At 70.7% G+C, this 23692-nt stretch carries 21 protein-coding genes and 1 pseudogene; 14 read left to right on the top strand and 8 right to left on the bottom strand.

What is annotated here, in order from left to right; all coding sequences use genetic code 11:
• Positions 1-8: 8 nt before the first annotated feature.
• The 7 genes from ABZT06_RS37450 to ABZT06_RS37420 all read right to left on the bottom strand — a co-directional run bounded on the left by ABZT06_RS37450 (position 9) and on the right by ABZT06_RS37420 (position 7367).
• Positions 9-1217: a TerD family protein gene (locus tag ABZT06_RS37450; protein WP_355751656.1), complete on the bottom strand. Its 1209-nt coding sequence runs from the start codon at positions 1215-1217 to the stop codon at positions 9-11.
• A gap of 44 nt (positions 1218-1261) precedes the next feature.
• On the bottom strand, positions 1262-2266 hold the full coding sequence (locus ABZT06_RS37445) for a zinc-dependent alcohol dehydrogenase family protein (RefSeq protein WP_355751612.1): 1005 nt from the start codon (positions 2264-2266) through the stop codon (positions 1262-1264).
• Entirely contained in the window at positions 2263-3102 is an 840-nt protein-coding gene (locus ABZT06_RS37440; RefSeq protein ID WP_355751610.1) for a carbohydrate ABC transporter permease, read from the bottom strand. The genes ABZT06_RS37445 and ABZT06_RS37440 overlap by 4 nt, the downstream gene beginning before the upstream one ends.
• Positions 3099-4037, bottom strand: a complete 939-nt coding sequence (locus ABZT06_RS37435) for a sugar ABC transporter permease (RefSeq protein WP_355751608.1) — start codon at positions 4035-4037, stop codon at positions 3099-3101. Before ABZT06_RS37435 ends, ABZT06_RS37440 begins: the two co-directional genes overlap by 4 nt.
• Positions 4034-5407, bottom strand: coding sequence for a sugar ABC transporter substrate-binding protein (locus tag ABZT06_RS37430; RefSeq protein ID WP_355751606.1), 1374 nt, complete (start codon positions 5405-5407; stop codon positions 4034-4036). The genes ABZT06_RS37435 and ABZT06_RS37430 overlap by 4 nt, the downstream gene beginning before the upstream one ends.
• A 77-nt stretch (positions 5408-5484) precedes the next feature.
• The gene (locus tag ABZT06_RS37425) at positions 5485-6252 is read right to left on the bottom strand and encodes a DeoR/GlpR family DNA-binding transcription regulator (protein ID WP_355751604.1); all 768 of its coding nucleotides are present in this window, start codon (positions 6250-6252) and stop codon (positions 5485-5487) included.
• A 305-nt stretch (positions 6253-6557) separates the two neighbouring features.
• Positions 6558-7367, bottom strand: a complete 810-nt coding sequence (locus tag ABZT06_RS37420; RefSeq protein ID WP_355751602.1) for an NAD(P)-dependent oxidoreductase — start codon at positions 7365-7367, stop codon at positions 6558-6560.
• Between the two features lie 151 nt (positions 7368-7518).
• Between ABZT06_RS37420 and ABZT06_RS37415 the strand changes: the two genes are divergently transcribed.
• On the top strand, positions 7519-8463 hold the full coding sequence (locus ABZT06_RS37415; protein WP_355751600.1) for a 5-dehydro-4-deoxyglucarate dehydratase: 945 nt from the start codon (positions 7519-7521) through the stop codon (positions 8461-8463).
• Positions 8460-9620: a hypothetical protein gene (locus ABZT06_RS37410; RefSeq protein ID WP_355751599.1), complete on the top strand. Its 1161-nt coding sequence runs from the start codon at positions 8460-8462 to the stop codon at positions 9618-9620. Before ABZT06_RS37415 ends, ABZT06_RS37410 begins: the two co-directional genes overlap by 4 nt.
• Here the strand turns inward: ABZT06_RS37410 and ABZT06_RS37405 are convergent.
• Entirely contained in the window at positions 9557-10759 is a 1203-nt protein-coding gene (locus ABZT06_RS37405) for an MFS transporter (protein WP_355751597.1), read from the bottom strand. The genes ABZT06_RS37410 and ABZT06_RS37405 overlap by 64 nt on opposite strands.
• 126 nt (positions 10760-10885) lie before the next feature.
• Here ABZT06_RS37405 and ABZT06_RS37400 point away from each other — a divergent pair, with 126 nt between their 5' ends.
• The 12 genes and pseudogenes from ABZT06_RS37400 (at position 10886) to ABZT06_RS37345 (ending at position 23675) form a co-directional block, all read left to right on the top strand.
• Positions 10886-11470 carry a TIGR03086 family metal-binding protein gene (locus tag ABZT06_RS37400; protein WP_355751596.1) on the top strand — a complete coding sequence of 195 codons (585 nt, stop codon included), beginning with the start codon at positions 10886-10888 and terminating at the stop codon, positions 11468-11470.
• 74 nt (positions 11471-11544) lie between these two features.
• The gene (locus ABZT06_RS37395; RefSeq protein ID WP_355751594.1) at positions 11545-12300 is read left to right on the top strand and encodes an MBL fold metallo-hydrolase; all 756 of its coding nucleotides are present in this window, start codon (positions 11545-11547) and stop codon (positions 12298-12300) included.
• 158 nt (positions 12301-12458) lie between these two features.
• Positions 12459-13115 (top strand): GntR family transcriptional regulator, encoded by a 657-nt coding sequence (locus ABZT06_RS37390; RefSeq protein ID WP_031044780.1) that lies wholly within the window; start codon positions 12459-12461, stop codon positions 13113-13115.
• Positions 13112-14023, top strand: a complete 912-nt coding sequence (locus tag ABZT06_RS37385; protein WP_355751591.1) for a dihydrodipicolinate synthase family protein — start codon at positions 13112-13114, stop codon at positions 14021-14023. Before ABZT06_RS37390 ends, ABZT06_RS37385 begins: the two co-directional genes overlap by 4 nt.
• Positions 14020-15750, top strand: a complete 1731-nt coding sequence (araD, locus tag ABZT06_RS37380; RefSeq protein ID WP_355751589.1) for an L-arabinonate dehydratase — start codon at positions 14020-14022, stop codon at positions 15748-15750. The genes ABZT06_RS37385 and araD overlap by 4 nt, the downstream gene beginning before the upstream one ends.
• A gap of 130 nt (positions 15751-15880) precedes the next feature.
• Entirely contained in the window at positions 15881-16816 is a 936-nt protein-coding gene (locus ABZT06_RS37375) for a sugar ABC transporter permease (RefSeq protein ID WP_355751587.1), read from the top strand.
• Positions 16813-17709, top strand: coding sequence for a carbohydrate ABC transporter permease (locus ABZT06_RS37370; protein ID WP_355751585.1), 897 nt, complete (start codon positions 16813-16815; stop codon positions 17707-17709). The genes ABZT06_RS37375 and ABZT06_RS37370 overlap by 4 nt, the downstream gene beginning before the upstream one ends.
• A 164-nt stretch (positions 17710-17873) precedes the next feature.
• A pseudogene (locus ABZT06_RS37365) lies at positions 17874-18113 on the top strand (pectate lyase); the annotation flags it as partial.
• 14 nt (positions 18114-18127) lie between these two features.
• Positions 18128-19282: a Gfo/Idh/MocA family oxidoreductase gene (locus ABZT06_RS37360; protein ID WP_355751654.1), complete on the top strand. Its 1155-nt coding sequence runs from the start codon at positions 18128-18130 to the stop codon at positions 19280-19282.
• Positions 19279-20124, top strand: a complete 846-nt coding sequence (locus ABZT06_RS37355) for a PmoA family protein (protein WP_355751583.1) — start codon at positions 19279-19281, stop codon at positions 20122-20124. The genes ABZT06_RS37360 and ABZT06_RS37355 overlap by 4 nt, the downstream gene beginning before the upstream one ends.
• The gene (locus ABZT06_RS37350; protein ID WP_355751581.1) at positions 20121-21647 is read left to right on the top strand and encodes a family 43 glycosylhydrolase; all 1527 of its coding nucleotides are present in this window, start codon (positions 20121-20123) and stop codon (positions 21645-21647) included. The genes ABZT06_RS37355 and ABZT06_RS37350 overlap by 4 nt, the downstream gene beginning before the upstream one ends.
• Positions 21648-21680: 33 nt before the next feature.
• On the top strand, positions 21681-23675 hold the full coding sequence (locus ABZT06_RS37345; protein ID WP_355751579.1) for a pectinesterase family protein: 1995 nt from the start codon (positions 21681-21683) through the stop codon (positions 23673-23675).
• Positions 23676-23692: the final 17 nt, after the last annotated feature.

Here is a 23692-nt window from a genome sequence, read left to right as displayed (position 1 = left end):
GCTCACCCCTACAGCGCCTGCGCCGCCGGCTTCACCATCCCCCGCACCGTGCGGGACTTCACGAAGTCGCCGATCGCGGTCATCTCCCACTCGCCGGAGAACTGCTTGATCAGCTTGGCCATCATCACGCCCGTCTGCGCCTCCGCGTTGGTGAGGTCGAAGCGGACCAGTTCCTCCCCGCTCGCGGCGTCGATGAGGCGGCAGTACGCCTTGGCGACCTCGGTGAACTTCTGGCCGGAGAAGGAGTTGACCGTGAAGACGAGGCCGGTGACCTCCTGGGGGAGCCGGCCGAGGTCGACGACGATCACCTCGTCGTCACCGCCGCCCTCACCCGTGAGGTTGTCGCCGGAGTGCTTGATCGCGCCGCCGACGATGGACAGCTTGCCGAAGTAGCAGCTGTCGATGTGGTTGCGCTGCGGGCCGTAGGCGATGACCGACGCGTCGAGGTCGATGTCCTTGCCGCGGTACGCCGGCTCCCAGCCGAGACCCATCTTGACCTGGGAGAGGAGGGGGCGGCCGCCCTTGACCAGGGACACGGTCTGGTTCTTCTGGAGGCTGACCCGGCCCTTGTCGAGGTTGATCTTCCCGGCACCGGGAGCGGGCGGAGCCGGAGGAGCGGCGGGCGCCGGCGGCGCGGCGATCCGGGGGTCCACGGCCGGGGCGGGCGGAGCCACCGGGGTCTGTACGGCCGGCGTGACCGGCGGAGCCACCGGCGTCGGGGCGGGCTCCTCCACGGAGACGCCGAAGTCCGTCGCGATGCCCGCCAGCCCGTTGGCGTACCCCTGCCCGACGGCGCGGGCCTTCCAGGCGCCGTTGCGCAGGTAGATCTCCACGACCACCAGCGCCGTCTCGGTGCCGAGCTGCGGCGGCGTGAACGTGGCCAGCTCGCTGTTGTCGTCCGCGTTGCGGATCGTCGCCGTCGGCTCGATGCCCTGGAAGGTCTGGCCCGCCGCGTCCGGGCTCGCGGTGACGACGATCTTCTCGATGCCCGGGGGCAGGGCGGCGGTGTCGACGCTGATCGCGTCCGGCGCCGTACCGCCGCCCGACCGGTAGGTGACCCCCGGCCCCGTCGGCTGGTTGTAGAAGATGAAGTCGTCGTCGGAGCGCACCTTGCCGTCGGCGGTGAGCAGCAGGCCCGATACGTCGAGCCGCACCGGTGCGGAGACGTCCACCGTCACGCGGGCGACGGGGAGGGGGATGTTCGAGCCGGGGGTCATAGCTGTCATGCCCGGTGAACGAGCGACGCCGCTTTACCGTTCCCTTAATCTTTCGTGGCTTGCGGCACCACCACGATCTTGCGTCCCACCCCCGAGGCGAACTGCTCCAGCGCCTGCGGATACCGGTCCAGGGGCAGCCGGTCGCTGATGAAGACCTCCGGGTCGAGGACACCGGTCGCGAAGAGTTCCGCCGCGCGCTCGAAGCTGTGCAGGACCGCCATGGAGCCGGTGATGGTGATCTCCTGGTTGTAGACGCGGTACGGGTCGATCGTCACCCGTGTCGCGTAGTCGGCCACGCCGAACTGGAGGAAGGTGCCCGCCTTGGCCACCCGGTCCAGGCCGTCCTGGATCGCCGCGGCGTTGCCCGTCGCGTCGATGACCAGGTCCCAGCCCTGCGGACGGTCCAGCTCGTCCGGGTTCGCGGCGGACGCCGAGACGCCGAGCTTGCGGGCCGTCTCCAGGCGGGCCGGGTTCACGTCGACCACGTCCACGCTCGCCGCGCCGGTCCGTTTGGCCAGCTCCAGCATCATCAGGCCCATCGTTCCCGAGCCGTAGACCAGGACGTGGGCGCCCAGGCGGGACCGCAGGACGTCGTAGCCCCGGACCGCGCAGGACAGCGGCTCCACCAGCGCCGCGTCCTGGGTGCGGACGTGCTCGGGCAGCCGTACGCAGTTGGCCACCGGCGCGAGGGCGTACTGCGCCGCGCCACCCGCCGTGGTCACGCCGATCGCGGCCCAGCGTTCGCAGAGGTTGTTGTGGCCCGTACGGCAGTACCGGCACTCGTGGCAGTACAGGGACGGGTCCACGGCCACCCGGTCGCCCACTGCCAGCTCGGTGACCCGGGAGCCGACCCCGACCACCTCGCCCGCGAACTCGTGGCCCGGCACGATCGGCAGCTCGGGGGCGAACTCGCCCTGGAGGATGTGCAGGTCGGTGCCGCACAGGCCGCACGCGGCGACCTCGACGACGACCTCGCGCGGGCCGGGTGTCGGGTCGGGGACCTCGGTGACGACGGCACGGCCCACGGACTCGATGACGGCGGCCTTCATTTCACGGCTCCCAGCGACAGGCCCTGGACCAGTTTGTCCTGGGCGGCGAACCCCGCGGCGAGCACCGGCAGGGAGATGACGAGCGACGCGGCGCACACCTTCGCCAGGAAGAGGCCCTGGCTGGTGATGAAGCCGGTCAGGAAGACGGGGGCGGTCTCGGCGACCACACCGGTGAACACCCTCGCGAAGAGCAGTTCGTTCCAGCTGAAGATGAAGCAGATCAGGGCTGTTGCCGCGATGCCCGGCAGGGCGATCGGGGCCACCACGCGCGCGAGGATCGTCGGAAGGCGGGCGCCGTCCACGCGCGCGGCCTCGATCACCGCGACCGGGACCTCGGCGAGGAAGGACTGCATCATCCAGACGGCGATCGGCAGGTTCATCGAGGTGTAGAGGATGACCAGCAGCCAGATGTTGTCGAGCATGTCCGTGTTCTTCGCGAACAGGTAGATGGGCAGCAGCCCCGCCACCACCGGCAGCATCTTCGTCGACAGGAAGAAGAACAGGACGTCCGTCCACTTCCTGACCGGGCGGATGGAGAGCGCGTACGCCGCCGGGAGGGCCAGGAGCAGGACGAAGAGGGTCGAGGCCAGCGAGGCGACCGTCGAGTTGATCAGTGCCGGCCAGGGGCTCGCGCCGCCGCCCGTGCCGAAGAACTCGCGGTAGCCGTCCAGGGTGAGGGCGGCGCCGAAGGACGGCGGGTTGGTGGCCGCGTCCGTCTCCGAGTGGAAGGACGTGAGGGCCATCCACGCGATCGGCAGGAAGAAGACGATCCCCAGCAGCCAGGCCACCAGTCCCAGGCCAAGTCCCTTGCGTTTCACGGCGATCGTGTTGCTCATGCGCGGCCCGCCTCCTCGCGGAACAGGGACGACACCACGCGCAGGGCGAAGGTCGCGATGATGATCGAGCCGATGACGACCAGGACGCCGGCGGCCGAGGCGAGGCCGTTCTCGTGGGCCTGGTAGAAGCTCTGGTAGACGGTGTAGGGCAGGTTGGCGGTGCCGAGGCCGCCGGAGGTGATCGTGAAGACGGCGTCGAAGTTCTGGACGATGTAGATCGAGCCCAGCAGGGCGCCGAGTTCGAGGTACCTGCGCAGATGCGGGAGGGTCAGATAGCGGAAGATCTGCCAGTCGCTCGCGCCGTCCACCCGCGCGGCCTCCATCTGCTGCTGGTCGCGGCTCTGCAGGCCGGCCAGCAGGATGAGCATCATGAACGGGGTCCACTGCCAGACCAGGGAGGCCTCGATCGCGAGCAGCGGGGTGCTGGAGATCCAGTCCGGCTGTGGGCCGCCCACATAGTGCAACAACCCATTGAGCAGGCCGTATTCAGGGTTGTAGAGCACGTGTTTCCAGAGCAGGGCCGCCGCCACCGGGACCACCAGGAAGGGGGCGATCAGCAGGGTGCGGACCACGCCCCGGCCCTTGAAGCGGCGGTCGAGGAGCAGGGCCAGGAGCAGTCCGAGGACCAGGCTGACCAGGACGACTGTGACCGTCAGCAGGACCGTCGTCCACACCGAGTGGCGCAGGTCGGCGTCGGTGAGAACCTCCTGGTAGTTGTCGACGCCGGTGAAGTGCCGGGCCTTGGGATAGAGGGAGTTCCAGTCGAAGAACGAGATCACCACCGTGGCCACGAAGGGGAGCTGGGTGACCACGATCATGAAGACCAGGGCGGGGAGCAGCGGGCCGCGGGTGGCCCAGGCGCGCAGTCGGCCCGAGGGTTGCCGCGCGGTGCGTACGGTCGGGGTGGCCAGGGGGGCCGTGGTGGTCGCGGTCATCGTCCCTCGTACTCCTCGGAGATCTTCTCGGCGATCCGCTGGGACTTCTTCAGGGCCGACTCGACGGACTGGCGTCCGGCGATGGCCGCGCTGATCTCCTGGGAGACCCTGGTGCCGAGGTCGGTGAACTCGGGGATGCCGACGAACTGGATGCCGGGCGCGGGGCGCGGCTGCACACCCGGGTCGTTCGGCCGGGCCTGCTCGATGGCCTCCTTGGTCATCTCCTGGAAGGCGGCGGCCTCCTTGACGTACGCGGGGTTGGTGTACGTGGAGGCGCGCTTGCCGGCCGGGACGTCGGACCAGCCGACCCGGTCGCCGACCAGCTGCTCGTACTGCTTGCCGGAGGCCCAGGAGACGAACTTCCAGGCCTTGCCGGAGTTGCGGGAGGCGTCCTGGATGCCCCAGGCCCAGGTGTAGAGCCAGCCGGAGGACTTCGTCTCCTCGACGGGGGCGGGGGCGTAGCCCACCTTGCCCTTGACCGGGGAGCCCTTCGCCTCCAGGGAACCGGCCGCGGAGGTGGCGTCGTACCACATGGCGACCTTGCCCTGGGTCATGTTGTTCAGGCACTCGGCGAAGCCCGACTGGGCGGCGCCGGACTCGCCGTGCTCGCGCACGAGGTCGACGTAGAACTTCGTCGCCTTCTCCCATTCCGGGGAGTCGAGCCGGGCCTTCCAGCTCTTGTCGAACCAGGTGCCGCCGAAGGTGTTCACGACCGTGGTGAGCGGGGCCATGACCTCGCCCCAGCCCGGCAGGCCGCGCAGACAGATGCCCTTCATCCCGGGCTGAGCCCCGTCGGCCTTCGCCGCCAGGTCGGCCACCTGCTGCCAGGTGGGACGGGCCGGCATCGTCAGGCCCTTCTGCGCGAAGACGTCCTTGCGGTACATCAGGAACGACGACTCGCCGTAGAAGGGCTGGCCGTAGAGCTTGCCGTCGTCGCCGGTCAGGGACTGGCGCATCGGCGCCAGGACGTCCTTCTCGTCGTACGACGGGTCCTTGGCCACGTACGAGTCCATCTCGTGCAGCCAGCCGTTGCGGGCGTAGATGGGTATCTCGTAGTTCGAGAGGGTCGCCACGTCGTACTGGCCGGCCTGGTTGGCGAAGTCCTGGCTGATCTTGTCGCGGACGTCGTTCTCGGGCAGGACGGTGAAGTTGACCTTGATCCCGGTCTCCTTGGTGAAGTGGGCCCGGGTCAGCTTCTGCAGCTCGGTCATCTGGGGGTTGTTGACCATCAGGACGTTGATGGCGTCACCGCCCGACCCCGCCCCGCCGGCTCCGACCCAGCAGCCGGAGAGCAGCGGGGCGAGCAGCGTCCCTGCGGCGGCCATGGCGAGCGTGGCTCGCGGTGGCCGTCGTCGGCTCTGGGTTCGCATGGATCGCTCCTGGACATAGAGGGATATAAAGGGCGCTTCGCGGCATGGAAGGCCCGCTGAGCCCGTCAGTTGGACGTTCAGACGCGGATGACCTGGGGTCCCAGCAGGGAGTACCGGTGGGCTTCGGAAGAGGGCAGCAGGGTGCTCGTCACGATCGCCTCCAGCGCGCCGATCTCCGCGAACCGGCAGAAGCTGACCGCGCCGAACTTGGTGTGCACTCCGGCGAACACCGTGCGGCGCGCGGCCCGGATCGCCTGCGCCTTGACCTCGCTGACCGCGGGGTCGGGGGTGGTGAGGCCGTGTTCGCGGGAGATGCCGTTGGCGCCGATGAAGGCCAGGTCGAGGACGAAGCCGGCCAGCATCTTGGTCGTCCAGTGGTCGACGGTCGCCAGGGTGCCGGGGCGGACCCGGCCGCCGAGCAGCAGGACGGAGGTGTTCTCGGCCTCGGCGAGGGCGCCGGCGACCGGCAGGGACGCGGTGACCACGGTCAGCGGCCGGTCCCGGGGCAGGGCCTCGGCGATGAGCTGCGGGGTGAAGCCCTCGTCGACGAAGACCGTCTCGGCGTCCCCGAGCAGTTCGGCCGCGGCGGCCGCGACCCGGCGCTTCTCGGGCACATGGCTGGTGGCGCGGAAGGCGAGCGTGGTCTCGAACCCGGCGCTCTCCACGGGGTAGGCCCCACCGTGCGTACGGCGGACCAGACCGTGGTCCTCCAGGGCGCGGAGGTCTCGGCGCACGGTTTCCTTGGCCACGCCGAGTTGGGTGGCGAGGGTGTTGACGTCGACGGCGCCTGTGGTGCGGGCGGCATGCACGATGTGCCGCTGGCGTTCTTCCGCGGTTGCGGACATGTGGTCACCCGCTTTCCTTCGCCGTCTGCCCGTTCGGGCCCTATGGGGGAAGTTCTACAGCGGGTGGGTGGCGGTGACCAGGTCTGTTACGAGGGGGATAGTGCCCGCGTGTGCCCGTTCGGGCGGCGTGGGCCCACGACCTCGGGTGGTGCGGTCGGGTGGCGGCTGCGGGTTTGTTGTGGCTGGTCGCGCAGTTCCCCGCGCCCCTGATGGGGCGCCGGCGCGCCACCATCAAGGGTCGCAGCCCGTGCCCGGAATGGCTGCGGGCGGGCCCGTTCGGTGCCCGCCCGTCGTTGTCAGGGGTGTCAGTACGGCCAGATCGGCGGGTCCGTCACGAACTGGCCGCCCAGGTAGGCGTGTCCCTCGTTGCCGTCCTGGAGTTCGCCCTGCTCGGCGATCAGCTTCTCCGCGTAGGGCTCGGAGTCGTCCTGGGGGTCGTAGCCGAGGGCCCGCGCGGTGGTGAGGTCCCACCACAGTCGGGTGTTGGCGGAGGAGCCGTAGACCACGGTGTGGTCGACCTGCTCGGCGGTCAGGGCCGCGTGGAAGAGGCGGGCGCCGTCGGCCGGGCTCATCCACAGCGAGAGCATGCGCACGCTGGTCGGCTCGGGGAAGCAGGAGCCGATGCGCACGGAGACGGTCTCCAGGCCGTGCTTGTCCCAGTAGAACTGCGCGAGGTCCTCACCGAACGACTTGGACAGGCCGTAGAAGGTGTCCGGGCGGCGCGGGGGGTCGATCGGGATCAGCGGGTCGTCGCCCTGCGGCCGGGGGGTGTAGCCGACGGCGTGGTTGGAGGAGGCGAAGACGATCCGTCCGACGCCCTCCGCGCGCGCGGCCTCGTACAGGTGGTAGGTGCCCTCGATGTTCGCCTTGAGGATCTTCTCGAAGGGGGCTTCCAGGGAGATGCCCGCGAGGTGGATGATCGCGTCGACACCCCGCACGGCCTCGCGCACGGCGTCCTTGTCGGCGAGGTCGGCGACGACCGCGTCCGGTTCGCCCTCGATGGGCCGCAGATCGAGCAGACGCAGGTCGTAACCGTAGGCCGGGAGCAGATCCCGCATCAGGGTGCCGAGCCCGCCGGCGGCGCCGGTGAGCAGAACGGTACGGGGAGCGGGCATTCTAGGGTCTCCTTGAACGGCCTCATGAGTACGGTATTCACATGCGTGGACAAGTTTGGGATTCGGTCTTGTCCACGTCAAGGGTGGCGCGATGTGTGTTCATAAACATAAACTCTGATCAGTATTCTGCATGCCACTCTAGGGAGAGCCTGTGACGCCGTCCGCCGACCTCGCCCACCGACTCGGCATCCCCAGTGGGCCGCTGTTCTTCCCCGTCACCGCCTACGGACCGGACGGATCCGTCGACCTGGCCGTGTATCAGGCGCACGTACGCCGAGGCGTGGACGCGGGGGCCGCGGCCGTGTTCGCGTGCTGCGGCACCGGGGAGTTCCACGCGCTCACGCCCGAGGAGTTCGAGGCGTGCGTCCGGGCGGCCGTCGAGGCGACGGCGGGGCGCGTGCCGGTGGTCGCGGGCGCCGGATACGGCACCGCGCTCGCCGTACGGTACGCGCGGCTCGCCGAGGCGGCCGGGGCCGACGGACTGCTCGCCATGCCGCCGTACCTCGTGGTCGCCGGGCAGGAGGGGCTGCTGCGGCACTACCGCGAGGTGGCCGCCGCGACCGCCCTGCCGGTGATCGTCTACCAGCGCGACAACGCCGTCTTCACCCCCGAGACCGTCGTCGAACTGGCCCGCACCGAGGGGATCATCGGCCTCAAGGACGGCCTCGGCGACCTCGACCTGATGCAGCGGATCGTCAGCGCGGTACGCACCGAGGTGCCCGGCGACTTCCTCTACTTCAACGGACTGCCGACCGCCGAGCAGACCCAGCTCGCCTACCAGGCCATCGGCGTCCCCCTGTACTCGTCCGCCGTCTTCTGCTTCGCCCCCGAGATCGCCCTCGCCTTCCACCGGGCGCTCGCCGACGGCGACCGGGCCACCGCCGACCGTCTGCTCGACGGCTTCTACCGTCCCTTCGTGGAACTGCGCGCGCGTGGCCGCGGCTACGCCGTCTCCCTCGTCAAGGCGGGTGTCCGGATGCGCGGCCTCGACGTGGGGGAGGTCCGCCCGCCGCTGCACGAGCCGGGGGAGGATCATGTGAAGCAGCTCGCGGAGATCATCGAGCGCGGGTACGCGCTGCTGGAGGAGGCACGGTGAAGGCGTCGACGTTCGTCTACCCCTGGGACGTCAACGGGGACCCGGAGGCCGCGGCCCGCATCGCGGGACTCGGTGTGCAGCAGGCGACCCTCGCCTCCGCCTACCACTCCACGCGCGCGTTGACCCCCCGTCACCCGCGCCACCGCATCGTCACCGCCGAGCACGCGGCCGTGCTGTACCCGACGGACTCCCGCTGGGAAGGCCGGGACCTGCGTCCGTACCCGGCCGGCGACTGGGCGCCCGGCGACGCCTTCGGGGAGGCTCTGTCGGAACTCACCCGGGCCGGTCTCGAAGTGCACACCTGGGTCGTCCTCGCGCACAACTCCCGCCTGGGCGCCGAGCACCCGGGCACGTCCGTCGTCAACGCCTACGGCGACCGCTACCCGTGGGCCCCGTGCATCGCACAGCCCGCCACGCGCGCGTACCTCGTCGACCTCGCCGTCGAGGCGGCGCTGCGCCCGGGCGCGGTCGGCACCGAACTGGAGTCCCTCGGCTGGTACGGCCTCCAGCACCTGCACGCCCACGACAAGATCGGCGGGGTGCCCCTCGGCGACGCCGGGATGTACCTCATGGCGCTCTGCTTCTGCGGGACGTGCCGCGAGGGGTACGGCGAACAGGGGCTGGACGCCGACTCGCTCGCCGCCGCCGTACGGGCCGCGCTGGAGCCGCTGTGGCAGGGCGCGCCGGACGACGGGGGCTGGGCCGGGGTCGAGAAGCTGCTCGGCGCCGGGACGGCGGCGGCCACACGCGCGTGGCGCGACGAAACCGCCCGCACGCTCCAGGAAACGACGGTACGGGCGGTCCGCGCGGCCGCTCCCGAGGGCTTCCAGATCCTGCTGCACGCCGACCCCGTGACGTACCACGTCGGGGCCAACCCGGGCGTCGACCCCGAGCACATCCTGTCCGTCGCGGACGGTGTCGTCGTGCCCTGCGCGGGCGGACCGGACCTGCTCACCGCCTTCGCCCGGGCCCGCGAGGACGCGGTCATCGCCGCCAACTTCCCCGTCGTCTCGCAGATGGGCGGCGCTCCGGGAACCCTCGCGGCGGACGTGGCCCGCGCGCGGGAGGCCGGGGCGAGCGAAGTGCGGCTGTATCACGCGGGGTTGGCGTCGGACGGCGACCTGTCCGCGATCCGGGAAGGGCTCGCCGACCGCTGAAACAGCGGCAGGGCCGTGGCGAGCCAGGCCACGCCCAGGACGGCCGACAGCGGCCGCTGGTCGACCGGTTCGACCAGGGCCGCGCCCGCCGCGAGACCGAGCACGTTCGGGGTGTACACCAGGGTGTTGGCGGTGGCGACCGTACGGCCCAGCAGTGCGTCCGGCGTCTCGCGTTGCACGGCGGTGAGCGTGGCGATCAGCACGCAGGGCAGGCCCACGCCGATGGCCGCGCTGCAGACCAGGGCGAGCGGGTCGGACGGCACCGCCCGCAGCCCCGCGGCCACGGCGGTCAGGGCGATGCCGTACGCGGCGAACCGGCGCTCGCCCAGCCGGCGCAGGGCCGGCCCGGAGAGCAGCCCCACCGCCACGGAACCGGCGCCCTGGACGGCGTACAGCGCACCGGCGTACGCGGGGGAGTGGCCGAGGCCGTCGATCACGGCGTAGAGCAGGGCGCCGTTGAGCCCGGCGCAGAGCATGGTGGTGCCGCCGGCCAGGATCAGGGGGCGGAGTGTGGGGTGGGCCCATATGTGGCGGGCGCCTACGGCGAACGGGGTGCCGTGGGGCGGCTCGGGCTTGTCCTCCCGGACCCGGAGCCCGGCGTACAGGAGGGCGGCGAGCACGAACGTGACCGCGTCCAGGAGCGCCACGGCGGGTCCGCCGAAGAGGGTATAGAGACCTGCTCCCGCCAGAGGGGCCACCAGTTTCAGGCCCTCGGTGATCGCCATGCGCAGCCCGTTGAAGTCGCCGAGCAGGGACGGGGCGACGACACCGGCGACCAGGGCCGACTCCGCCGCGTCATGGACGACGCCTGTCGCGCCGTAGACCAGAAGGACCGCGAGGATGACCGGGGCACGGTCGGCCAGGAGGAGCGGCAGCAGGGCCGCCAGGAGCAGGTTGCCGCCGATCAGCAGGGGTTTGCGGCGGACGCGGTCGGCGAGCGTGCCGAGCAGCGGGCCCGCGAGGGTCGGCGCCCACATCGCGAGCATGCACAGCGCCGCCAGGCCGTCCGAGCCGGTGAGGTCCTTGACCCAGACACCGGACACCAGCCACAGGGCCGAGGTGCCGAAGCCGGAGACGAGAACTCCGGTGAGGTAGAGCCTGGCATTGCGGTCACGGAGCACCGCCCATGTCTTCGTCATGCCTGGACATCGTGGGCCTAAGGCCCCCGCGTCGGGATGGGGCAGGTGCCGTAGATGCCGGGCGATGAGTTTTCGGAGCCGCGACGGTCAACCCCTCACCACACCGCGAACCACGAGGAGCACCGCATGACCGTCCCGACCCTGGACCTCGGACCGCAGACCCAGGTCATCGCCCGGCTGGCCGAAGCGGTCACCGATGATCAGCTGGGGAACGCCACGCCGTGTCCGCAGTACATGGTGCGCAACATCCTCGGCCACCTGCTCCATCTCTCCGCCGCCTTCCGCGACGCCGCCCGCAAGGACCTCGGCGCCACCACCGACACCCCGCCGACCGACTCCGTCCCGGACATCGGCCCCGGCTGGCGCGAGGAACTCCCCAAGGTCCTCGACGAACTCGCCGAGGCCTGGCGCGACCCGGCGGCCTGGACCGGCATGACCCGCGCGGGCGGCGTCGATCTGCCCGCCGAGATCGCCGCGGCCGTCGCCGTCGACGAACTGGTCGTCCACGGCTGGGACCTGGCCCGCGCCACCGGTCAGTCGTACGACCCGGACCCCGCCGCGCTCGCGGCGTCGTACGCCTTCCTGCAGGCCTGCGCCGACGCCCCGAGCCGGGACGCCATCTTCGGCCCCGTCGTCCCGGTGCCGCAGGACGCGTCACTGCTGGACCGGGCCCTGGGACTCAGCGGGCGCGACCCGGGCCGGACGCCGTAGACACCGGTCCGAGAGTGCCGTAGACGCGGGGAAACCGGCGGCGGGCGGCAGGCCCGGACCGTACGCTCCCCACCATGCCGCCCCTCAGCCTCACCGTCCTCGGTACCGCCTCCCCGCACCCGGCGCCGGGCCGCCCCTGCTCCGGCTACCTGCTGCGCGGCGGAGGCGCCGAGGTGTGGGTGGACGCCGGGCCCGGAACCTTCGCGGAGTTGCAGCGGCACACGGATCCCTCCCGGCTGACGGCGATCTGGATCTCCCATCTGCACGCCGACCACACGGCCGATCTGCTCTCCGCCGTCTACGCCTTCACGTACGGCGGACTCGCCTTGCCCGCTCCGATCCCGGTGTACGCGCCGCCCGGCTGCGCCCATCGGCTCGCTGGCTTCTTCGGCCGCTCCGACGTGCGCTTCCTCGACGGCATCCTCGACTTCCATCCCCTGTACGACGGTCATGACGTCCGGCACTGGAACCTCCGGCTCGCCGCGCGGGCCGTCGCGCACGACACCGAGGCGTACGGCCTGCGTGCCGACTGCGCCGGACGCGTCCTCGCGTACTCCGGGGACAGCGGACCCTGCGCCGCCCTCGTCGAACTCGCCGCGGAATCGGACGTGTTCCTGTGCGAGGCGGACATCGACCGTCATCGCGGAGGCGAACAAGTCCATCTGACCCCCGAGGACGCCGGCGACATCGCCCGCAAGGCCGGGGTGCGCGAGCTGGTCGTCACCCACGTCGGACCCACGCTCACCAGGGAGGCGGCGACCAGGCGTGCGGCCGTCGCGTTCGCCGGGCGCACCAGTACGGCCTTCGAGGGTGCCACCCGGCTCGTCTGAGGCGCCCGCGCAGAAACTTCGGCTTCGTCTGCCAGAAGCATTGACGAAACAACACCGTCCTCTTACCTTCAACGCGTCGTACTTCGTACGTCATATATGAGACGCGATACGCGAGATCAGATACGCAAGATCCGATACGCGAGATCCGAGAGGCGCGCATGACCTCTGTGCCCACGCCGATCCCCTCCCGCACGCAGTACGTGCTGGAGGAGATCAAACGCCGCATCCTCACCGGGCGCCTGACGCCTGGTCAGGCCCTGGTCGAGACCGAACTCGCCGCACAGTTCGGGGTGTCCAAGACCCCGGTGCGCGAGGCGCTCAAGACCCTGGCCGGGACCGGGCTCGTCGTGATGAGCCAGTACAAGGGCGTCACGGTGCGCATGGTGGACGCGGACATGGCGCGCGAGGTCTACGACGTCCGGCTGCTCCTCGAACCCGAGGCGCTCAAGCGGGCCGTGCGGCGCGGGGCCTCCCTCGACGCCGCGCGCGACGCCCTGACCAAGGCCGACGACGCGACCGACACCGCCGAACGCTCCCTCGCCAACCGGGAGTTCCACCGCGCCCTCTACCTGCCCTGCGGCAATCCGCTGCTCGGCCGGATGCTCGACGAGGTCCGCGACCAGGCCGCCCTGGTCTCCGCGGTCGCCTGGGCGGCCTCGCCCTCCTGGGACCGGGAGGCCGGCGAGCACCGGGAGATCCTGCGGCTCGCCCTGGACGGTGACGCGGACGGCGCGGCCCGCGCCCTGCACGCCCACATCGCGTCCTTCGTGGAACGAGCGTTCCCCGGAGTGCTGGACCAGGAAGGCCAGGAATGAGCAGCGAGACCTTCGAGACCCAGCGGGCGGCCCTGGCCGACGTGGTGGCGATCCCGGTGACCCCGTTCGCCGAGGACGGCACCATCGACCAGGACACCCACCGGGCCCTGCTGCGTCGGCTGCTCGACGGCGGGATCACCACCCTCACCCCCAACGGGAACACCGGCGAGTTCTACGCCCTCAGCCCCGAAGAGCGCCGCCTGGTCACGGAGTTGACCGTCGAGGAGGCCGGGGACCGGGCGGACGTCCTCGTCGGCGTCGGACACGACGTCCCGACCGCGGTCGCCTCCGCCCGCCACGCCCGGGAGCTCGGCGCCGGGATGGTCATGGTCCACCAGCCCGTCCACCCCTATGTCTCGCAGGGCGGCTGGATCGACTACCACCGCGCGATCGCCTCGGCCGTCCCGGAGCTCGGGGTCGTCCCGTACATCCGCAACGCCCAGCTCGCCGGTGACCGCCTCGCCGAACTCGCCGACGCCTGCCCCAACGTGATCGGCGTGAAGTACGCCGTCCCGGACGCGGCCAAGTTCGCCGCCTTCGCGAGAGACGCGGGACTGGAACGCTTCGTGTGGGTCGCCGGACTCGCCGAGCCGTACGCGCCCTCCTACTTCTCGGCGGGCGCCACCGGCTTCACCTCCGGGCTCGTGAACGTCGCCCCCGCCGTCTCGCTGAACATGATTGAAGCGCTTCGATCCGGTGACTACCCGGCCGCCATGAAGGTCTGGGAGCAGATCCGCCGCTTCGAGGAACTCCGCGCGGCGAACGGCTCCGCCGACAACGTCACCGTCGTCAAGGAAGCCCTCGCCTCCCTCGGCCTGTGCCGCCGCGAAGTGCGCCCGCCGAGCCGCGAGTTGCCCGAGGCCGAGCGCTCCGAGGTCGCCGCGATAGCCGCCGGGTGGTCCATATGACCGACAGGAAGCGTCCCGAAGAGCTCAGAAGCCACCAGTGGTACGGCACCGAGGGCCAGCTGCGGACCTGGTCGCACAACGCCCGGATGCGCCAGCTCGGTTACGAGGCGGAGGAGTACCGGGGCCGTCCGGTGATCGCCGTCCTCAACACCTGGTCCGACATCAACCCCTGCCACGTCCACCTGCGCGAGCGCGCCGAGGCGGTCAAGCGGGGGGTGTGGCAGGCCGGGGGCTTCCCGCTGGAATTCCCGGTCGCCACGCTCTCGGAGACCTACCAGAAGCCCACCCCCATGCTCTACCGCAACCTCCTCGCCATGGAGACGGAGGAGCTGCTGCGGTCGTATCCGATCGACGCGGCGGTGCTGCTCGGCGGCTGCGACAAGTCGACACCCGCGCTGCTCATGGGCGCGGCCTCGGCGGACGTCACCTCGATCTTCGTGCCCGCGGGGCCGATGCTGCCGGGGCACTGGCGCGGGGAGACTCTCGGATCCGGCACCGACATGTGGAAGTACTGGGACGAGCACCGCGCGGGCAACCTGACGGACTGCGAACTGCGGGAGCTGCAGGGCGGGTTGGCGCGCTCTCCGGGCCACTGCATGACCATGGGGACCGCGTCCACGATGACCGCGGCGGCGGAAACCCTTGGCATGACCCTGCCGGGCGCATCCTCGATCCCGGCCGTCGACTCCGCGCACGAGCGGATGGCCGCGGCCTCCGGGCGCCGCGCGGTCGAGCTCGCCTGGACGGGGCTCAGGCCGTCCGAGATCCTGACCCGCGAGGCCTTCGAGGACGCCGTCACCACGGTGCTCGGGCTCGGCGGCTCCACCAACGCGGTCATCCACCTGATCGCGATGGCGGGACGCTGCGGGGTCACGCTCACCCTCGACGACTTCGACCGCATCGCGCGTACCGTGCCGGTGCTGGCCAACGTCCGGCCCGGCGGACAGACGTACCTGATGGAGGACTTCTACTTCGCCGGCGGCCTGCCCGCCTTCCTCTCCCGGATCACCGACCTGCTCCACCTGGACCGGCCGACCGTGGGCGGCACCCTGGGCGAGCAGATCGAGGGGGCCGTCGTCCACGACGACGACGTCATCCGCACCCGGGAGAACCCGGTCGCGAACGAGGGCGGGGTCGCCGTCCTGCGCGGCAACCTCTGCCCGGACGGCGCCGTCATCAAGCACATCTCCGCCGAGCCGCACCTGCTCAAGCACACCGGGCCCGCGGTCGTCTTCGACGACTACAAGACCATGCAACGCACCATCAACGACCCGGCGTTGGACATCACCGCCGACAGCGTGCTGGTGCTGCGCAACGCCGGTCCCAAGGGCGGCCCCGGCATGCCCGAGTACGGCATGCTCCCCATCCCCGACCACCTGCTCAAGCAGGGCGTGCGGGACATGGTCCGCATCTCCGACGCCCGGATGAGCGGGACGAGTTACGGCGCCTGCGTGCTGCACGTGGCACCGGAGTCGTACGTCGGCGGACCGCTGGCCCTCGTACGCACGGGCGACTCGATCACACTGGACGTCGAGGCACGCTCTCTCCAACTCAACGTCGACGAGGAGGAGTTGGAGCGCCGCAGGGCGGAGTGGACACCCCCGCCCACCCGCTACGAACGCGGCTACGGCGCCCTCTACAACGACCAGATCACCCAGGCGAACACGGGCTGCGACTTCGAGTTCCTGGCCAGGCAAGGCAAGGTCCCAGATCCGTATGCAGGGTGACTGGTCCCACCTCTAGGGGCGCGGGGAACTGCGCGACCAGCCACAACGCACCCGCACCCGCCACGCAACAGCAAGTGGCACCCATGCACATCGAGAAAGCGCTTTCCGCACCGAGAACGGAGCCCCTGTCATGGCCCAAGCCGCAGCCGTGGCGAAACCGCCCGCGCCACCCCGGCGGCGCCGTGCCTCCGCCACGCCGCGCAGGCTGCCGTACCTGCTGATCGCGCCGGCGGCCCTGCTGATGCTGGGCTTCATCGCCTATCCGGTGATCAGCGTCTTCTACTACAGCCTGCAGAACTACAACCCCACCAAGCCATGGCGGAACGGCTACGCGGGCTTCGACAACTTCGTCCAGATCTTCACCAAGGACCCGCAGTTCTGGGACACGCTGACCTTCAGCGCCAAGTGGGTCTTCGTCGAGGTCGGCCTCCAGCTGCTGTTCGGTCTGGCGCTCGCGCTGATCGTCAACCAGACCTTCGTGGGCCGGGCGGTGGGCCGCGCGCTCGTCTTCTCCCCGTGGGCCGTCTCCGGCGTGCTGACCTCCGCGATCTGGGTGCTGCTCTACAACTCCCAGACGGGCGTCACCCGTTACCTCGCCGACATGGGCATCGGCTCCTACGGCACCAGCTGGCTGTCGGACACCTCCACCGTCTTCTCGGCGGCGGTCGTCGCCGACCTGTGGCGCGGTGTCCCCTTCTTCGCGATCCTCATCCTCGCCGACCTCCAGTCCGTCTCGAAGGACCTGTACGAGGCCGCCGAGGTCGACGGGGCCAGCACGATCAAGCAGTTCTGGCACATCACGCTGCCCCACCTGAAAGACGCGATCATCCTGTCCACGCTGCTGCGCGCGGTGTGGGAGTTCAACAACGTCGACCTGCTCTACACCCTGACCGGCGGCGGACCAGCGGGGGAGACGACCACCCTCCCGCTCTACATCGCCAACACCAGCGTCGACGCCCACAACTTCGGCTACGCGTCCGCCCTGACCACGGTCGCGTTCGTGATCCTGCTCTTCTGCTCGATGGTCTATCTGCGGCTGAGCAAGTTCGGAGGCGGTTCCAAGTGATCACCAAGGAGGCCACGGAGGTCGCCCCCGCACCCCTGCGCGAGACACCCGAACCGCCCCGGTCGGTGAAGCGCCGCCGCTCCTGGGACGAGGTCCCGCGCTGGCACATCTACCTGCCCCTGTCGATCTACCTCGTCTTCACGCTCATCCCCTTCTACTGGATCCTCCTCTTCGCGCTGCGCCCGGCCGGCTCGACCTCGCTCGTGCCCTGGCCGATCACCTTCGACCACTTCGAGAAGGTGTGGACGGAACGGGCGTTCGGCACCTACTTCGAGAACAGCGTGTACGTCGGCCTCGCCACCCTGGTGATGACGACACTCGTCGCCCTGGCCGGCGGCTACGCCCTGGCCCGGTTCGACTTCAAGGTCAAGAACGCGTTCATGCTGGCCCTGCTCTGCTCCCAGTTCGTGCCGGGCGCGCTGCTCCTGGTGCCGCTGTTCGAGATCTTCGCCGAGCTGAAGATGATCAACTCGCTGGGCAGTGTCATCATCGCCGAGACGGTCTTCCAGCTGCCGCTTTCGATGATCCTTATCAGCAACTTCATCAAGAACGTGCCGTACTCCCTGGAGGAGGCGGCCTGGGTCGACGGCTGCAACAGGCTGACGGCCTTCAGGATCGTCGTCCTGCCCCTGCTGCGCCCCGGCTTGATCGCCGTCGGTTCCTTCGCCTTCGTGCACTCCTGGAACCACTTCCTGTTCGCCCTGATGTTCCTCAACAACCAGGACAAGCAGACGATCCCGGTCGGACTCAACACCCTGATGAGCGCGGACAGCGTCGACCTCGGCGCGCTCGCCGCCGGCGGCATCATCGCGGCGGTCCCCGTGGTGATCGTGTTCGCCTTCATCCAGAAGTGGCTGATCACGGGCTTCAGCGCGGGGGCGGTGAAGGGATGACACTCCGTCGGATCGCGGTGGGGGGCCTGGTGCTGGGCCTGGTGGGTGTCGTCGTCCGGTGCGAGGGGCGAACCGTGGGCCGGGTCCTCCTGAGGAGGAGCGACGCACGGGTGCCCGAGACACCGGGTGCGGCGGTCATCGACCGGACGCGGTATCCCGCCGGAGGCGACGACCACCGCCACTCCCTCGGCGTCTCCACCGAGTCCGCGATCCACGCCGAGGACAACGCCTTCCACACCCCCGGCCACACCGAGGCCGCCGACCTGGTCAACAGCTGGAACGGCAGCGAGCGTGACCTCACGGCCGACGGCGGCCGGACGCCTACCCTGCACACAAAGATCGACAGTGCCGCAGTGGCCGACCGACAGGTGGCACGCGGCGCGGGCGCAGGGAGGATGCCATGAACAACGTAGACACCATGGGCACCGTGGACATCGTCCTGGCGGGCGCGCGCGGGCACGGCCGCTGGCACCTGGAGAACATCCGCGGGCTCCAGGACAAGGGGATCGTACGGCTGGCGGGGATCTGTGAGCTGACCCCGCTGACCGGCGACGAGATCCCCGAGGGCCTGGGCACGCCCGAGCAGTCCGCGGACTTCGGCGCGCTCCTGGACTCCACCGGCGCCCGGATCGCGGTGATCTGCACACCGATCCCGACCCACACGGACCTGGCGCTGGAAGCGGCCCGCCGCAACGTGCACATCCTGCTGGAGAAGCCCCCGGCGCCGTCGTACGCCGAGTTCCGCCGCATGGCCGACGGGGTCGCCGCGGCCGGTGTCGCCTGCCAGATCGGCTTCCAGTCGCTGGGCTCGCACGCCGTGCCCGCGATCCGGGAGCTGGTCGGGGAGGGCGCGATCGGCGAGGTGACCGGGGTCGGCGGGGCCGGTGCCTGGGCGCGTGCCGAGGCGTACTACCGGCGGGCTCCCTGGGCGGGCAAGCGGCGGATGAACGGCGTCGACGTGATCGACGGAGTGCTGACCAACCCGCTCGCGCACGCCGTCGCCACCGCGCTCGCCCTGAACGGCACCACCCGCGCCGAGGACGTCACCCGCATCGAGACCGAGCTGCTGCGCGCCAACGACATCGAGTCCGACGACACCTCCTGCGTCCGCGTCACCACCGCGAACGGCATCCCGGTCACCGTCGCGGCGACCCTGTGCGCCGAGGACCCCGACGAGCCGTACGTCGTCGTGCACGGCAGCCGCGGCCGGATCACCTACTGGTACAAGCAGGACCGCGTGCTGCTCCAGCGGGCCGGCCACGGCCCCGAGGAGTACGAGCACGGCCGCACCGACCTGCTGGAGAACCTGGTCGCCCACGTCACCGACGGCGACGAGCTCCTGGTCGTCCCCGAGGTGACGGGCGCCTTCATGAAGGTCGTCGAGGCGATCCGGCTGGCCCCGGACCCGACCCCGCTCCCCGCCACGGCCTGGCACCTGCTCCCCGACGAGGACCGCCGGGTCGTCCCCGGCATCGACGGACTCGTCGCGGCCGCCGCCGACAACCTCGCCCTCTACTCCGAGCTGGGCGCCGACTGGGCCCGGCCACACGTCGCGAACGAGGTGAGCACATGACGACCCCCGATTCCCCGGTCCTGCGTGTCGCGGGCCGCCCGGTCGGCCGCTACGTCACCCGGCCCGAGCTGCCCGCCCGGCTCTCCCCGCGCCCCTATCTGCACCCCGTCACCACCCTGGCCGGCACGGCGGTCACCGAACTCAGCCCCGCCGACCACATCCACCACCTCGGCGTCGGTGTCGCCGTTCCCGACGTCGAGGGGCACAACTTCTGGGGCGGCCGCACCTACGTCCGCGACCAGGGCCCGACCGAGCTCGACAACCACGGCGCCCAGCGCCACAGTTCCTTCCAGCTCCGCGACCCGGACGGCTTCGTGGAGGAGCTGCGCTGGGTCGCCTCGGGAGCGGAGCTGCTGCGCGAGCGCCGTACCGTCGCGGCCACCGAACTGACCGGCGCCGCCTGGGCGTTGGACTTCACCTTCTCCCTCACCAACGTCACCCAGGACCCCCTGTCGATCGGCAGCCCGGCCACCAACGGCCGCCCGGGCGCCGCCTACGGCGGCTTCTTCTGGCGGGCCCGCAAGGAACAGGACGCACCGGACGTCTTCACCGCCGACCGTGAGGGCGAGGCGGCGATCCACGGCACCCGCGCCGACTGGGTCGCGCTCACGGGCAGTACCTGGACACTCGTCTTCGCCGGTGCCACCGAGCAGACCCGCCACGACCCGTGGTTCGTGCGCGCCGACGAGTACCCGGGTGTGGGCTCCTCGCTCGCCCACGACTCAAGGCTGCCGATCCCGCCCGGCGAGACCGTCGTGCGGCGGATCGTCACCGTCGTGGCCGACGGACGCCTGCCCAGGCTCGAAGCGGCGGCCCTGGTACGGAAGGCGGTCAGCCAGTGACACCCGCGCACCCGAACCCGGCGACGACGTACACGAACCCGGTCCTGAATGCCGACTGGTCCGACCCGGACGTCGTCCGCGTCGGCGACGACTTCTACCTCACCGCCTCCAGCTTCGGCCGCGTCCCCGGCCTGCCGCTGCTGCACTCCCGCGACCTCGTCAACTGGACCCTGATCGGCCACGCCCTCGAACGCCTTGAACCGGCGGGGGAGTTCACCAAGCCCCGGCACGACTGCGGGGTCTGGGCGCCCTCGCTGCGCTATCACGACGAACGGTTCTGGATCTTCTGGGGCGACCCCGACCAGGGCATCTTCCAGATCAACGCCCCGGAGATCAGGGGCCCTTGGACCCGCCCGCACCTCCTCAAGTCGGGCAAGGGCCTGATCGACCCGTGCCCGCTGTGGGACGAGGAGAGCGGCGAGGCCTACCTGGTGCACGCCTGGGCCAAGTCCCGCTCCGGTGTCAAGAACCGCCTCACCGGTCACCGGATGGACCTAGACGGCCGCGAACTCCTCGACGAGGGCAAGGTGATCGTCGACGGCGACCGGATTCCCGGCTGGTTCACCCTCGAAGGCCCCAAGCTCTACCGGCACGACGGCTGGTTCTGGATCCTCGCTCCCGCGGGGGGAGTGGAGACCGGCTGGCAGGGCGCCTTCCGCTCGCGCGGGTTCTTCGGGCCGTACGAGGAGAAGGTCGTCCTGGAACAGGAGGACACCGAGGTCAACGGACCGCACCAGGGCGGCTGGGTGCGTACCCCGTCCGGCCAGGACTGGTTCGTGCACTTCCAGCAGAAGGGCGCCTACGGCAGGGTCGTCCACCTGCAGCCCATGAGCTGGGGGGACGACGGCTGGCCGGTGCTCGGCGACGCGGGCGCCCCCGTCGCCGTACACGAGAGGCCCGACCTGCCGTCGCAGCCGGACGCGGCGCCCGCCACCGACGACGACTTCCCCGGCGGACGCTTCGGCCGTCAGTGGCAGTGGACCGCCAACCCACAGCACGGCTGGGCCACCCACCACTCCGGCGACGGCCTGCGGCTCACCTGCGTCCGCTCGGCCGACGCGCACGACCTGCGCAAACTGCCGAACGTCCTCACCCAGCGGCTGCCCGGTACGCCCTCGGCGGTCGAGGTGGAACTGCAACTGCACAGCGAGGAGCCGGGGGCACGGGCCGGACTCGCCGTCCTCGGTGACGCCTTCAGCTGGATCGGGCTCCAGCGGGGCGCCGACGGGAGCGTCCATCTCGTGCACCGGTTCGCCGAGGGTGTGGCCGAGCAGGAGCGGGACGCCGACCATCCGCGCTCCGCACCCACCGGAAAGGTGCGGCTGCGCATCGAGATCGGAGCAGGGGCCCGCTGCCGGTTCTTCTACGACCTCGGCGACGGCCCGCGCTCTTCCGGACCCGTCTTCGCCGCCACCCCCTGGCGCTGGGTCGGAGCCCTGCTCGGACTGTTCGCCCTCGCGCCCGTCGGAGGAGGGCACGCAGGCGCGGCAACCTTCTCGCACTTCAGGATCGACCACCTGTAACGGACCGAACCCGTAAGCCTGTTGGGAGCCGCAATGACGCAGCACCTTCATAGCAAGCGCTTGCAGAGACCGGGGTACGGCAGAGTCGTGGCCGCCGTACTCGGCCTCGTGGCCGCCCTGGGCCTCGGGGCGGCCGGAGAGGCGAAGGCGGCCCCCGCCGCGCAGGTCTCCGGCGCGTCGGCCTCCGTGGACCGCTTCGACGACCGGCCGCACGGCTTCGCCTCCCTCGCCGGCGGCACCACCGGAGGGGCCGGCGGCAAGGTCGTCACCGTCACCGACCAGGCCGCGCTGGCGCGGTACGCGGCGGCCGAGGAGCCGTACGTCATACGGGTCTCGGGCGCGATAGCCGTCGAGCCCTTCGGTTCGGACATCGTGGTCGGCTCGAACAAGACGATCATCGGCGTCGGCGACACCGGCGAGATCGTCCACGGCGAGCTGCACCTCGACCCCGGCACGCACAACGTGATCATCCGCAACCTGACGATCCGCGACTCGTACGTCGAGGGCGACTGGGACGGCAAGACGACCGACTTCGACGCCATCCAGATGGACACGGCCGACCACGTCTGGATCGACCACAACCGCTTCGAGCACATGGGCGACGGGCTGCTCGACATCCGCAAGGACAGCCAGTACGTCACCGTCTCGTACAACCAGTTCCGCAGCCACAACAAGGCGTTCGGGATCGGCTGGACGCCCAATGTGCTGACCCAGATCACCATCGACCACAACTGGTTCACCGGGACCAAGCAGCGCAATCCGTCCGCCGACAACTGCGCCTACGCCCACCTCTACAACAACTACCTCTCGGCCCAGGTCGCTGACGGGGACCCGGTGTGGACGTACGGGAACTGGTCGCGCGGCCGGACCAAGATGGTCATCGAGAACAGTTACTACGACGGTGTCCAGCATCCCTACCAGGCCGACACCACCGCCGAGTTGGTGCAGCGCGGGTCGATCCTGAAGAACACGACCGGGCGGACGGACGCGTGGGGTACGGCGTTCGACCCGCGGTCCTTCTACGCCTACCGGCTGGACCCGGCTGCCGCCGTGCCCGCGCTGGTGTCGCGGTTCTCCGGCCCGCAGCAGCGGATCGGGGTGACCCTGCACGTCCCCGGGGGCTACCCGACCGTGCAGGCCGCCGTGGACGCCGTGCCGGACCAGAACACCGTGCCGGTGACGATCGCCGTCGCGCCGGGTACCTACCGGGCCAAGGTGTACATCCCGGCGACCAAGCCGAAGATCGTGCTCCAGGGGACTGGACAGGACCGGTCCGACACCGTCATCGTCTACGACACCCCGGCCGAGTACGGCGGTTCGACGGGCAGCGCGACGGTCCGGATCGCCGCGAACGACGTCACCGCCCGCCACCTCACCTTCAGCAACGACTTCGACGAGGCCGCGGTCGAGCTGAAGGGCGAGCAGGCCCTCGCGATGAAGACGACCGGCGACCGGATCGTCTTCGAGGACACCGCCTTCCTGGGCAACCAGGACACCCTGATGACCGACAGCCCCAAGCTGGACGTGATCAGCCGGGTCTACATCCGCGACTCGTACATCGAGGGCGATGTCGACTTCGTCTACGGCCGGGCGACCACCGTGATCGAGCGGTCCGTGATCCGGGCGCTGAGCCGCGGCTCGGACACCAACAACGGCTACGTCACCGCCGCTTCGACCTGGACGGGCAATCCGTACGGGTTCCTGATCACCCGGTCGAAGGTCGTGAGCGACGCCCCGGACCAGAGCTTCCACCTGGGGCGGCCCTGGCATCCGGGTGGTGAACCCGCCGCCGTGGGCCAGGTGTTGATCCGTGACACCGAACTGCCGGCCGCCGTGAAGACCTCGCCGTGGGCCGACATGAGCGGCTTCTCGTGGAAGGACGCGCGGTTCGCCGAGTACCGCAACTCCGGGCCGGGAGCCGCCCCGAGCGCCGACCGGCCGCAGCTCGCCGGCGCCGACGCGAGGACGTACACCGTCACGAACTACCTCAAGGGCACGGACGGCTGGGCCCCCCACACCCGCCACTGACTTCCCCCCACAGCTTC

The organism is Streptomyces sp. NPDC005483 (assembly GCF_040606035.1).
GTDB lineage: Bacteria > Actinomycetota > Actinomycetes > Streptomycetales > Streptomycetaceae > Streptomyces.
The sequence above is the reverse complement of the archived record's forward strand: the minus strand, read 5'-3'. Positions and strand labels throughout refer to the sequence as shown.

Coding starts and splice junctions, on each gene's coding strand:
- ABZT06_RS37450 (WP_355751656.1), bottom strand. CDS start 1,217: ATGACCCCCGGCTCGAACATCCCCCTCCCCGTCGCCCGCGTGACGGTG.
- ABZT06_RS37445 (WP_355751612.1), bottom strand. CDS start 2,266: ATGAAGGCCGCCGTCATCGAGTCCGTGGGCCGTGCCGTCGTCACCGAG.
- ABZT06_RS37440 (WP_355751610.1), bottom strand. CDS start 3,102: ATGAGCAACACGATCGCCGTGAAACGCAAGGGACTTGGCCTGGGACTG.
- ABZT06_RS37435 (WP_355751608.1), bottom strand. CDS start 4,037: ATGACCGCGACCACCACGGCCCCCCTGGCCACCCCGACCGTACGCACC.
- ABZT06_RS37430 (WP_355751606.1), bottom strand. CDS start 5,407: ATGCGAACCCAGAGCCGACGACGGCCACCGCGAGCCACGCTCGCCATG.
- ABZT06_RS37425 (WP_355751604.1), bottom strand. CDS start 6,252: ATGTCCGCAACCGCGGAAGAACGCCAGCGGCACATCGTGCATGCCGCC.
- ABZT06_RS37420 (WP_355751602.1), bottom strand. CDS start 7,367: ATGCCCGCTCCCCGTACCGTTCTGCTCACCGGCGCCGCCGGCGGGCTC.
- ABZT06_RS37405 (WP_355751597.1), bottom strand. CDS start 10,759: ATGACGAAGACATGGGCGGTGCTCCGTGACCGCAATGCCAGGCTCTAC.
- ABZT06_RS37400 (WP_355751596.1), top strand. CDS start 10,886: ATGACCGTCCCGACCCTGGACCTCGGACCGCAGACCCAGGTCATCGCC.
- ABZT06_RS37395 (WP_355751594.1), top strand. CDS start 11,545: ATGCCGCCCCTCAGCCTCACCGTCCTCGGTACCGCCTCCCCGCACCCG.
- ABZT06_RS37390 (WP_031044780.1), top strand. CDS start 12,459: ATGACCTCTGTGCCCACGCCGATCCCCTCCCGCACGCAGTACGTGCTG.
- ABZT06_RS37385 (WP_355751591.1), top strand. CDS start 13,112: ATGAGCAGCGAGACCTTCGAGACCCAGCGGGCGGCCCTGGCCGACGTG.
- araD (WP_355751589.1), top strand. CDS start 14,020: ATGACCGACAGGAAGCGTCCCGAAGAGCTCAGAAGCCACCAGTGGTAC.
- ABZT06_RS37375 (WP_355751587.1), top strand. CDS start 15,881: ATGGCCCAAGCCGCAGCCGTGGCGAAACCGCCCGCGCCACCCCGGCGG.
- ABZT06_RS37360 (WP_355751654.1), top strand. CDS start 18,128: ATGGGCACCGTGGACATCGTCCTGGCGGGCGCGCGCGGGCACGGCCGC.
- ABZT06_RS37355 (WP_355751583.1), top strand. CDS start 19,279: ATGACGACCCCCGATTCCCCGGTCCTGCGTGTCGCGGGCCGCCCGGTC.
- ABZT06_RS37345 (WP_355751579.1), top strand. CDS start 21,681: ATGACGCAGCACCTTCATAGCAAGCGCTTGCAGAGACCGGGGTACGGC.